At 70.3% G+C, this 10900-nt stretch carries 9 protein-coding genes; 5 read left to right on the top strand and 4 right to left on the bottom strand.

What is annotated here, in order from left to right:
* Window positions 1–10 precede the first annotated feature (10 nt).
* Entirely contained in the window at window positions 11–2242 is a 2232-nt protein-coding gene (locus ACWDAG_RS43535; protein ID WP_450701104.1) for a protein kinase domain-containing protein, read from the top strand.
* A gap of 18 nt (window positions 2243–2260) precedes the next feature.
* Here ACWDAG_RS43535 and nadA read toward each other — a convergent pair whose 3' ends face one another.
* Complete coding sequence (gene nadA, locus ACWDAG_RS43540; protein WP_450701105.1) at window positions 2261–3445, bottom strand: quinolinate synthase NadA; 1185 nt, start codon at window positions 3443–3445, stop codon at window positions 2261–2263.
* A 278-nt stretch (window positions 3446–3723) separates the two neighbouring features.
* Between nadA and ACWDAG_RS43545 the strand changes: the two genes are divergently transcribed.
* A complete protein-coding gene (locus ACWDAG_RS43545; RefSeq protein ID WP_030582488.1) occupies window positions 3724–4080 on the top strand; it encodes an iron-sulfur cluster assembly accessory protein in 357 nt (118 codons plus the stop codon).
* Between the two features lie 84 nt (window positions 4081–4164).
* Here the strand turns inward: ACWDAG_RS43545 and ACWDAG_RS43550 are convergent, their stop codons facing one another.
* Window positions 4165–5961 (bottom strand): hypothetical protein, encoded by a 1797-nt coding sequence (locus tag ACWDAG_RS43550; RefSeq protein ID WP_450701106.1) that lies wholly within the window; start codon window positions 5959–5961, stop codon window positions 4165–4167.
* A 188-nt stretch (window positions 5962–6149) separates the two neighbouring features.
* Entirely contained in the window at window positions 6150–6359 is a 210-nt protein-coding gene (locus ACWDAG_RS43555) for a hypothetical protein (protein WP_450701107.1), read from the bottom strand.
* A gap of 142 nt (window positions 6360–6501) precedes the next feature.
* On the opposite strand from ACWDAG_RS43555, the gene ACWDAG_RS43560 reads away from it, so the two are divergent.
* Window positions 6502–7476 (top strand): carbohydrate kinase family protein, encoded by a 975-nt coding sequence (locus tag ACWDAG_RS43560; RefSeq protein WP_450701108.1) that lies wholly within the window; start codon window positions 6502–6504, stop codon window positions 7474–7476.
* A gap of 1 nt (window position 7477) precedes the next feature.
* Here ACWDAG_RS43560 and ACWDAG_RS43565 read toward each other — a convergent pair whose 3' ends face one another.
* Window positions 7478–8857: an aminotransferase class V-fold PLP-dependent enzyme gene (locus tag ACWDAG_RS43565; protein WP_450701109.1), complete on the bottom strand. Its 1380-nt coding sequence runs from the start codon at window positions 8855–8857 to the stop codon at window positions 7478–7480.
* A gap of 263 nt (window positions 8858–9120) precedes the next feature.
* On the opposite strand from ACWDAG_RS43565, the gene ctaC reads away from it, so the two are divergent.
* Complete coding sequence (ctaC, locus tag ACWDAG_RS43570) at window positions 9121–10083, top strand: aa3-type cytochrome oxidase subunit II (RefSeq protein ID WP_450701110.1); 963 nt, start codon at window positions 9121–9123, stop codon at window positions 10081–10083.
* The coding region (locus ACWDAG_RS43575; RefSeq protein ID WP_450701111.1) for a cytochrome c oxidase subunit I at window positions 10080–10900 on the top strand (821 nt) is incomplete at its 3' end. The genes ctaC and ACWDAG_RS43575, both read left to right, overlap by 4 nt.

Genomic DNA, 10900 nt, shown 5'->3' on the forward strand with positions numbered 1-10900 from the left:
GAACGGGGCGGTGGCACTGTACGAGGGAGATCCCGGGTCGCTGGGCGAGTACCGGATCGTCGACCGGCTCGGGTCCGGCGGCATGGGCGTCGTCTACCGGGCGAGGTCCCGGTCGGGCCGTGAGGTCGCCGTCAAGGTGGTGCACGCCCAGTACGCCGCGGACGCCGTGTTCCGCACCCGCTTCCGGCAGGAGATCGCGGCCTGCCGGAAGGTGAGCGGCGCCTTCACCGCGCCGGTCGTGGACGCGGACCCGGAGGCCGAGCTGCCCTGGATGGCCACCCAGTACGTGCCCGGGCGCTCGCTCGCCGACCGCATCCGGGCCGACGGCCCGCTTCAGGGCGCCGAACTGCGGCGTCTGGTCCTCGGGTTGGTGGAGGCGCTGCGTGACATCCACCGCGCCGGGGTCGTGCACCGCGACCTGAAGCCGGCCAACGTCCTGATGGCCGAGGACGGCCCCCGCGTCATCGACTTCGGCATCTCGCGCGCGGTGGGGGACCTGACGCTGACGGAGACCGGGCACATGATGGGCACCCCGCCCTTCATGTCCCCCGAACAGCTGGTGGACGCACGCTCGGTGGGGCCGGCCTCGGACGTCTTCTCGCTCGGCGCCCTGGTGGTGTTCGCGGCGACCGGACGCGGCCCCTTCGACACCGACAGCCCCTATCTGACGGCGTACCGGGTGATGAGCGAGGAACCGGAGCTGGACGCGGTGTCCCCGTCGCTGCGCGCGGTCGTGTCCCGCTGTCTGGCCAAGGAGCCGGCCGCCCGCCCCGGCCTGGACGAACTCGCGCATGCCTTCGTGACGGCCCTGCCGGACCCGGCACCGGGCGACGTGCCCACGGTGCCCCAGCGCCGCGCGGATCCGCAGCCGACGATGCCCCCGGCCGCCGACCCGGAGCCCGCCGCGCCCGCCCCACGGACCCGCAACCGCCGGATACCGGTGCTGGTGTCGACGGCCGGTGTGCTGGTGATCGCGCTCATGGCGTACTTCCTCGGACCGCTCCGGGGCGGCGGTGCAGCAGAGGCAGGGCCCTCGCCGAGTGCCTCGGCGGGCCGCTGGGCAGCCCTCCCGGCCGGATGGCGGCCCTGGCAGACCACGCTGTACGCGACCGCCGCCCAGGGAGTGAAGCAGGCTCCGGCGGCGGACCCCGAGGGCAACGGCTCCGTGACGATGCTGCCGTCCTGCGTGCCAGGTGGTGGGTCCGTCTACTGTGCCGGCGACAGAGTGCTGCCGGTCCGTGTCGACGCCTCGACCGGCCGCACCCTCTGGCGGGCCGCGATCACCCCCCGGGACACGCCTCTCGACCGCTACGGCGCCTCCGTACTCGCCGTGCGCGACGGTGTGGTGTTCGTGCAGGAAGGGGTCATGAACGCCGCGGGCACCGACGGGACGATCACCGTCGCCGCGTTCGCCACCGGCGACGGCAAACGGCTGTGGGCGCGGCAGATCCGGAACCAGTTGGCGGACGCGGAACTCGTCGGCGGTCTCCTGCTCACTCCCGACGGATCGGCCGTGACGGCACGCTCACCGCGCGATGGCACCGCGCGCTGGACGATGCCGATGCCGGCCGGTCACCGCTGCGCGTTCCTCGCGGACGGCGGCCGCCTCTACGCGGACTGCGTCGACTACCACACCGTCTCCGGCGCGCACCGGGTGCTCCTCTCCGTCGACACCTCCGACGGCTCGATACGCCGGCTACGGTCGGCGCCTGCGGTGAACGCCACCTATGTGGGAACTCTGGACGGCCGCCTTGTCTTTCTCGAACCCCGTAGGAGCGCTCCGACCGCTCAGGACAACGGATACACCCGGGCTGTGCTGGTCGACCCCGCCGACGACAGCACCCGTACCACCGGACTGGCCCAGGAGCAGCAGGGGCTCGGCACCCTGGTGCACGGCGTGCTCTGCTTCTCCACCTCCAGCGGCCAGGTGACTGCACTCTCGCCGCTGACCGGCGCGCGCCTGTGGCGGACGGCGACGACACTGGAGCAGCCCGGCGCACCGGTGGCCGACGGGCGCCGCAGCGTGTTCGTCGCCAGCGCCGGCGGACGCGTCGCGGCCCTCGATGCCCGCAGGGGGAGTCTCCTGTGGGAGTCCACCCCGCGTGCGGACCGAGTGAGCGAGGTCAGCGGCCCACGACCGCAACCGCTCCCGTACCAGGGCGCCCTGCTGGTCCCCAGCCCCGACGGCACGCTCTTCACCCTCGACCCCGCGCACCCCGAGCGGAAACCCGTCTCGGGGTGAGAGCAGGGGCACCGAGGACTACGGCAGCGCCAGCATCCGCTCCAGCGCCAGCTTCGCGAACGCCTCGGTCTCCTTGTCGACCTCGATCCGGTTGACCAGGTTGCCCTCGGCCAGCGACTCCAGCGCCCACACCAGGTGGGGCAGGTCGATGCGGTTCATGGTCGAGCAGAAGCAGACCGTCTTGTCGAGGAAGACGATCTCCTTGCCCTCGGGCGCGAAACGGTTCGCCAGCCGTCGTACGAGATTGAGCTCCGTACCGATGGCCCACTTGGAACCGGCGGGCGCGGCCTCCAGGGCCTTGATGATGTACTCCGTGGAGCCGACGTAGTCCGCCGCGGCCACGACCTCGTGCTTGCACTCCGGGTGGACCAGGACGTTCACGCCCGGGATGCGCTCGCGCACATCGTTCACCGAGTCCAGCGAGAACCGGCCGTGCACCGAGCAGTGGCCGCGCCACAGGATCATCTTCGCGGCGCGCAGCTCGTCCGCCGTCAGCCCGCCGTCGGGCTTGTGCGGGTTGTAGACGACGCAGTCGCCCAGGGACATGCCCATGTCGCGGACGGCGGTGTTGCGGCCGAGGTGCTGGTCGGGCAGGAACAGCACCTTCTCGCCCTGCTCGAAGGCCCAGTCCAGGGCCTTCTTGGCATTGGAGGAGGTGCAGATCGTGCCGCCGTGCTTGCCCGTGAACGCCTTGATGTCCGCGGAGGAGTTCATGTACGAGACGGGCACGACCTGCTCGGCTATCCCGGCCTCGGTCAGCACGTCCCAGCACTCGGCGACCTGCTCGGCCGTCGCCATGTCCGCCATCGAGCACCCGGCCGCGAGGTCGGGCAGGACGACCTTCTGGTCGTCGGACGTCAGGATGTCCGCGGACTCCGCCATGAAGTGCACACCGCAGAACACGATGTACTCGGCCTCCGGACGCGCCGCCGCGTCCCGGGCCAGCTTGAACGAGTCACCCGTGACGTCGGCGAACTGGATGACCTCGTCGCGCTGGTAGTGGTGGCCGAGCACGAAGACCTTGTCACCGAGCTTCTCCTTGGCCGCGCGGGCGCGCGCCACCAGGTCCGGGTCGGACGGGGACGGCAGGTCGCCGGGGCACTCGACGCCCCGCTCGCTCTTCGGGTCGGCCTCGCGGCCGAGCAGCAGCAGGGCGAGAGGAGTCGGCTGTACGTCGAGCTCCGGGGTCTGGGCGGTGGTCACGACACGCACCCTTTCTGTTCTGCGGGAGGTTCTGCTGGAGGTACTGCGGACACGCTTCTCGTCTAACTGACGCTATCTATCATAACCCGCTTCACGTCAGTTTGACGATGGTCATAGCGTCGATGTGACATGAATCCCGATGAGCCGTTTTCCGCCCGCCATCGCATGTGCGAGCATGAAGGAGGCGCCGAAAAAGGCGCCCGGCCCGGAATGAATCCGCGGCCTTGCCGGTTGCACCAGTCGGCAAGCAGTCTCCGTACAACCCGGGAGAGATGTAGATGTCCGTATCGGACGAGACCAGCACCGTCACCGACGGCATCATCCTGTCCGACGCCGCCGCGGCGAAGGTCAAGGCCCTGCTCGACCAGGAAGGCCGTGACGACCTGGCCCTGCGTGTCGCCGTTCAGCCCGGCGGCTGCTCCGGCCTGCGCTACCAGCTCTTCTTCGACGAGCGCTCCCTCGACGGAGACGTGGTCAAGGACTTCGGCGGCGTCAAGGTCGTCACCGACCGTATGAGCGCCCCGTACCTGGGCGGCGCGTCGATCGACTTCGTCGACACCATCGAGAAGCAGGGCTTCACGATCGACAACCCGAACGCGACGGGCTCCTGCGCCTGCGGCGACTCCTTCAGCTAAGCCCTCTCGGCTTGCTGGACAACCGAACAGACCGAAGGCGGCGGCCCCCTCCGACAGGGCCGCCGCCTTCGCGTGTCCAGCGGGCTACTGCACTCCGCCGGTCGTCTGCCCCGGCAGCCGCTGCCCCGGGTTCGGCAGCTGGATCTCCTTGCCGTCGGTGCCCACGACCTTCCGGTCGCCCAGCGGCTCGTCCAGGTGCACCGTCTGGTCGATCGCCTTGGCGATCATGATGCAGATCTTGCCCTTCCAGGGCGTCTCGGTCACCTTCACGGTCACCTTGTCGGAGCTCTCGCTCGCCGTCGCCCTGTAGTCGGCGCACACACCGCCGGTGAAGCCCAGGCTCAGCTCCTTGCCGTCGGTGGTGTAGTAGTCCACCTTGACGTCACGGGTGGCAGGCGCCGAGGACGGCCCGTCGCCGGGCGCGCTCGCCGACGGGGTGGGCTCCCCGGACGGCGTCGTCGAGTTCGAGGCCAGGTACTTCGGGTCGACGGCGGGATACGTCACCGTGAAGCCGTTCTGCGCGCCCGCGCCCTTCACCTGGAACAGCCAGGACGGCACCAGCGCCTGCCGCCCGTTCACCGCATGCACGGCCAGCCCGAAGACCGCGTCGCCGACGGTGACGGTCTGCTTCTGCGGCGTCGCGCCCGTCCCGGACGTCGACTGCCCGCACGGCGCCTCCAGCCGGTCCTTCAGCGGTACGGGACTGGCGCAGCCGCCGATGCCCATGCGGTGGTCGGTCGTGGGCGCCGAGTTCATCAGGTCCAGCGTCTTCTGCGCGCCCAGCACGGGGTACGTGTCGCCCTTCACCGGCGCCTTCAACTGCCCGCTGCCGCCCACCACTTCGCCCTGGGAGCCGACGGTCAGCCCGGTCGTCCAGCCGTACGTGGGCAGCCCGCCGACCAAGGGGTTCGCGTTCACCACCCGCTGGGCGCCCATGATCTGGCTCGCATCCACCTTCGCGTCGTCCTGACCGACCGCCTTCAGCACCGGCGCCGCGGCCTTCTTCGCGGCGGCCTCGCTCACCGTGGCACCGGCCGGGTTCACGGGATCCTTCGTACACGCGGTGACGCTCTGGCAGGCATCGGTGCCGGCCGCGTACCGGTGGAACGTCCACGTGCCCGGCGCCTGCTTGTCCACCACCAGGCTCGGCCCGGATCCGTCCTTGGCCGGCCCCACCTGCCAGGCCTGCCCCTGCGCCACCGGCGCCCCGTCCAGCCCGAGGGCCTTGGCCAGCCGTGCCACCTCGTCCTTGGTGACCTCGCCGGCCGCCCGGTACACGGGCGCCGAGTCCGGCCCGTCCGGCAGGGCGCCGTCGGCTTTGTACCGCACGCCGTACGGGTTGGGCTCCCCGGGCGCGATCCCGTTCGTACCACTCTCGGAGTAACCGTCGAGCGCAAGCGGCGGGGGAGTGGTCCCGTCACCGGAGGCACCGGACTCCGTACGACCACCGGACCCGCCGGAGGCCGACGCGGCAAGGTACGCCCCGCCACCGCCCACCAGCAGCACGGCGGCGGCGACGGAGGCGATGAGCACGGGGGAGCGGCGGCGGGACGGAGGGGGTTCCTCCGCGTCCGGATCGGGGGTGGCGTCGTGAACCTCAGTGCCGCCCTCCTCGGCTGCCGGAACCTCGGCGCCGGTGTCCTCGTCGGCCTCTGTGGCCTCGGCTGCGGCGGCTTCCTCGACCGGCGCGGTCGCCTCGACCTCGGCGTCCTCCCCCTCGGTCGCGGCTTCCTCCCCAGGAGCGTCCGCATCGCCCTCCGTGACGCCCGGAAGCCCGGCGCCCGCAGCGGCGCCCTGCTCCTCCACGGCACCCTGCTCCTCGACGGAGCCGGCGGTGCCGTTCTCGTCCGGGGCGTCGTTGTCGGGTCGCTCGGTGTTCACCGCATCGCTCCTTCGGCTGCACAGCTGTCCTGTGACCCTGACCCGGCCCTGTCAAAACGGCCTGCTGGAGGGTCGTATCGCACATCCCCTTCGCGGGGGACGGCGATGGGACGCAGCGGAGGAGCGCGCGGTTCCCTTGACGTGCGCCGGCCCGGGCCACCGGGCCGCAGTGGACCACGGAGCCGTACTCAGTCGCCGTAGTCCGACATCGAGTCCAGCAGGCGGGCCGACTTCGGCGGCACGATCACGCCGTGGATGAGTGACGGGGAGACCGGGCGGGAGGTGATGCGGTCGGGGGCGGTCCAGTGGGGGACCATCCGGGCGCAGTCGCCGCGCAGCGACGCCAGGTCGCCTTCCAGGTCGACCGGGACCGGGGCATGGACCTTCAGGTTCGTCATAGCGGAACCGTATGCACGTCGAAGCCGGTGAAGAAAGATCTACTATCGGGTAGTTCTGGCCACTTCAGAGACCCCCTTCAGCCCTCCGCTACGACCCGGTAGCGTGAACTGTCATTTCGTCTCCCACAGGAGAGTCCCCGCCGTGCGCATCGCAGTCACCGGCTCCATCGCCACCGACCACCTCATGACCTTCCCCGGCCGCTTCGCCGACCAGCTCGTCGCGGACCAGCTGCACACGGTCTCGCTCTCCTTCCTGGTCGACAACCTCGACGTACGCCGGGGCGGCGTCGGCGCCAACATCGCCTTCGGCATGGGGCAGCTCGGCACGGCCCCGATCCTGGTCGGCGCCGCCGGCTTCGACTTCGACGAGTACCGCGCCTGGCTGGACCGGCACGGCGTCGACACCGACTCGGTCCGTATCTCCGAGACCCTGCACACCGCCCGCTTCGTGTGCACCACGGACGCCGACCACAACCAGATCGGCTCCTTCTACACGGGCGCCATGAGCGAGGCCCGCCAGATCGAGCTGAAGACCGTCGCGGACCGCGTCGGCGGCCTCGACCTGGTCCTGATCGGCGCCGACGACCCGGAGGCGATGCTCCGCCACACCGAGGAGTGCCGCTCCCGGTCCATCCCGTTCGCCGCCGACTTCTCCCAGCAGATCGCCCGGATGAACGGCGACGAGATCCGGATACTGCTGGAGGGCGCCACGTACCTCTTCTCGAACGAGTACGAGAAGGGCCTGATCGAGTCCAAGACGGGCTGGAGCGACGCCGAGATCCTCGCCAAGGTCGGCCATCGCGTCACCACCCTCGGCTCGCGCGGCGTCCGCGTCGAGCGCGTCGGCGAGGACCCGATCGAGGTCGGCTGCGCGGAGGAGGAGCGCAAGGCCGACCCCACGGGCGTCGGCGACGCCTTCCGCGCCGGCTTCCTCTCCGGCCTCGCCTGGGGCGTCTCCCTGGAGCGCGCCGCCCAGGTCGGCTGCATGCTCGCCACGCTCGTCATCGAGACGGTCGGCACCCAGGAGTACACCCTGCGGCGCGCCCACTTCATGGACCGCTTCACCAAGGCCTACGGCGACGAGGCCGCCGCCGAGGTCCAGAAGCACCTGGTCTGACCTACGAGACCCGGCGGACCACGTACGCGGCACCGTGGTCCGCCGGCTCCTCACCCACGTACTCCTGGCCCCGCATCTCGCACCACGCCGGGATGTCCAGCCGCGCCGCCTCGTCGTCGGACAGGACGCGCACCGTGCCGCCCACCGGCACGTCCCCGATCACCTTGGCGAGCTCGATGACGGGAATCGGGCAGCGCTTGCCGAGGGCGTCGACGACCAGGGCGTCGTCCTCCCGCACGGTCGGCGCCGGAACCGGCGCCCCCAGCTTCTCCCGCACCCCCGCCACGGCCCCCGGCAGCACCGCGAGGAACCGCTCGACGTCCTCCTCCGCCGTCCCCAGCGGCAGCGAAACGCGCACATTCCCCTCACTCAGCACCCCCATCGCCTTCAGCACATGGCTGGGCGTCAGTGTGCTGCTGGTGCAGGACGACCCGGAGGAGACGGAGAAACCCTCCCGGTCCAGCTCATGCAGCAGTGTCTCCCCGTCGACATAGAGACAGGAGAAGGTGACGATCCCCGGCAGCCGCCGCTCCGGATCCCCGACCACCTCCACGTCCGGCACCGACCGCGGCACCCGCACCCGGATCCGCTCCGTCAGCTCCCGCAGCCGTACCGCCTCTTGCTCCGCCTCCGCCCGCACGGCCCGCAGCGAGGCCGCGGCCGCAACGATGGCGGGCAGGTTCTCGAACCCGGCGGCCCGCCCCGACTCCCGCTCGTCCGCAGGCCCTTGCGACACGAACCGCACACCCTTCCGCACGACGAGCAGCCCGACCCCGGACGGCCCACCCCACTTGTGCGCACTGGCCGTGAGCAGCGACCAGTCACCCTCCACCGGCCCCCACCCCAGCGACTGCGCCGCATCCACCAGCAACGGCACGCCGGACGCCCGGCACACGGCAGCCACTTCGGCCACCGGCTGCACGGTCCCGACCTCGTGGTTGGCGGACTGGAGGCACGCCAGCGCGGTGTCCGGGCGCAGGGCCTCGGCGTATGACTCCGGCGTCACCCGGCCCCGCCGGTCCACCGAGACCTGCGTGACGCTCCCACCGCCGGCCTCGTGCGCGTCAGCCGCATGGAGCACCGAAGAGTGTTCGACCGCCGACACGATCAGGTGACGGCCAATCCGGTGACGCCCGGCCAACGCCCCCGCGACACCGCTGTGTACGGCCCGAGTGCCGGATGAGGTGAAGACCAGCTCGTCAGGACGGCACCCCACGCCCTCGGCGGCAGCCTCCCGCGCGGCATCCAGCAGCATCCGGGCCCGCCGCCCCTCTCGGTACAACCGCGCCGGGTCGGCCCACCCCTCGTCCAGAGAGGCCAGCAGGGCCTGCCGGGCGACAGGATGAAGAGGAGCACTGGAAGCAGCGTCGAAGTAGCCCACACAGCAACGCTAAACCGCCGTTCACTGCAACGCCCTAAAGGGGCGCGGGGAACTGCGCGACCAGCCCCCACGCACCCGCAGCCGCCAATCCAGCGAACCCACGGAGTGACTAGGCACCCCTCCCCGCGAACCCCCGAAGAGCGTCGGCTAGGGTTTGGTCCGCATAAACATCCAAACCCCTGCCCGACGCAGGGCGGCGACCGACCACCGAAGAAGGCAGGCCGCAGCCAACCGCGCGGGCGAGACTCTCGGGAAGGCGCTACGTGAGTCCCAACGGCTCCGACCGCTCGCCGCGGCGCCCGATGCGGCGGAAGCTGCTGCAGGCAATGACCGCGGGCCTGGTCCTGGCGACCGCCACCGGTTGCACATACAAGGACTTCCCCCGCCTTGGTATGCCCACCCCGACCACGGAAGAGGCTCCGCGGATCCTCTCCCTGTGGCAGGGATCCTGGGCAGCCGCGCTGGCCACCGGCGTGCTGGTGTGGGGCCTGATCCTGTGGAGTGCTTTCTTCCACCGGCGCAGCCGCACCAAGGTCGAAGTTCCTCCGCAGACCCGGTACAACATGCCGATCGAGGCGCTGTACACGGTCGTTCCGCTCGTCATCGTCTCGGTGCTGTTCTACTTCACGGCCCGCGACGAGTCGAAGCTGCTCAGCCTCTCCGACAAGAAGCCCGACGTCACTGTGAACGTCGTCGGCTTCCAGTGGAGCTGGGGCTTCAACTACATCGAGCCCGTGCCCGGTGTCACCGGTGACGCGAAGACCGACCAGAACCTGGCCGCCATTCCGGACCGGTTCAAGAACGAGTTCCCGGCGAACGCCGGCGGTGTCTACGACGTCGGTACGCCGGCCACGAGGAACCCGCAGACCGGCAACCCGGGCCCGACGCTGTGGCTGCCCAAGGGCAAGACGGTCCGCTTCGTCCTGACCTCGCGCGACGTCATCCACTCCTTCTGGGTGGTGCCGTTCCTGATGAAGATGGACGTCATCCCGGGCCACACCAACGCCTTCCAGGTGACCCCCAACAAGGAGGGCACCTTCCTCGGGAAGTGCGCCGAGCTCTGCGGCGTCGACCACTCCCGGATGCTGTTCAACGTGAAGGTCGTCTCCCCGGACCGCTACGAGAAGCACCTCCAGGAACTCGCCAAGAAGGGGCAGACCGGTTACGTTCCCGCCGGCATCGCGCAGACGAGCCACGAGAAGAACCGGGAGACGAACAACCTGTGAGCATCGTCAACGAACCCCAGGGCGCCGCGGCGGAGTCCCACTACACGGACGAGCTGCCGGTCCGGCGCAAGCAGCCCGGCAACGTCGTCATCAAGTGGCTCACCACCACTGACCACAAGACGATCGGGACGCTCTACCTCGTCACGTCGTTCGCGTTCTTCCTGATCGGCGGCGTGATGGCGCTGCTGATGCGCGCCGAGCTGGCTCGACCTGGTCTGCAGATCATGTCGAACGAGCAGTTCAACCAGGCGTTCACGATGCACGGCACGATCATGCTGCTGATGTTCGCGACGCCGCTGTTCGCCGGCTTCACCAACTGGATCATGCCGCTGCAGATCGGCGCGCCCGACGTGGCGTTCCCGCGGCTGAACATGTTCGCCTACTGGCTCTACCTGTTCGGCTCGACGATCGCCGTGGGCGGCTTCCTCACCCCGCAGGGTGCGGCCGACTTCGGCTGGTTCGCCTACTCCCCGCTGTCGGACGCGGTCCGTTCGCCGGGCGTCGGCGCCGACCTGTGGATCATGGGTCTGGCCTTCTCCGGCTTCGGCACGATCCTCGGTGCGGTCAACTTCATCACCACCATCATCTGCATGCGCGCACCCGGCATGACCATGTTCCGCATGCCGATCTTCGTGTGGAACGTGCTGCTGACCGCGGTGCTGGTCCTGCTCGCCTTCCCCGTCCTCGCCGCCGCGCTGTTCGCGCTGGAGGCGGATCGGAAGTTCGGTGCGCATGTCTTCGACGCGGCCAATGGCGGCGCGCTGCTGTGGCAACACCTCTTCTGGTTCTTCGGCCATCCAGAGGTGTACATCATCGC

This window comes from Streptomyces sp. NPDC001157, from assembly GCF_053598255.1.

Bases quoted from the DNA above. Each gene is read 5' to 3' on its own strand.
- ACWDAG_RS43545 (WP_030582488.1), top strand. From the start codon at position 3,724: ATGTCCGTATCGGACGAGACCAGCACCGTCACCGACGGCATCATCCTG.
- ACWDAG_RS43555 (WP_450701107.1), bottom strand. From the start codon at position 6,359: ATGACGAACCTGAAGGTCCATGCCCCGGTCCCGGTCGACCTGGAAGGC.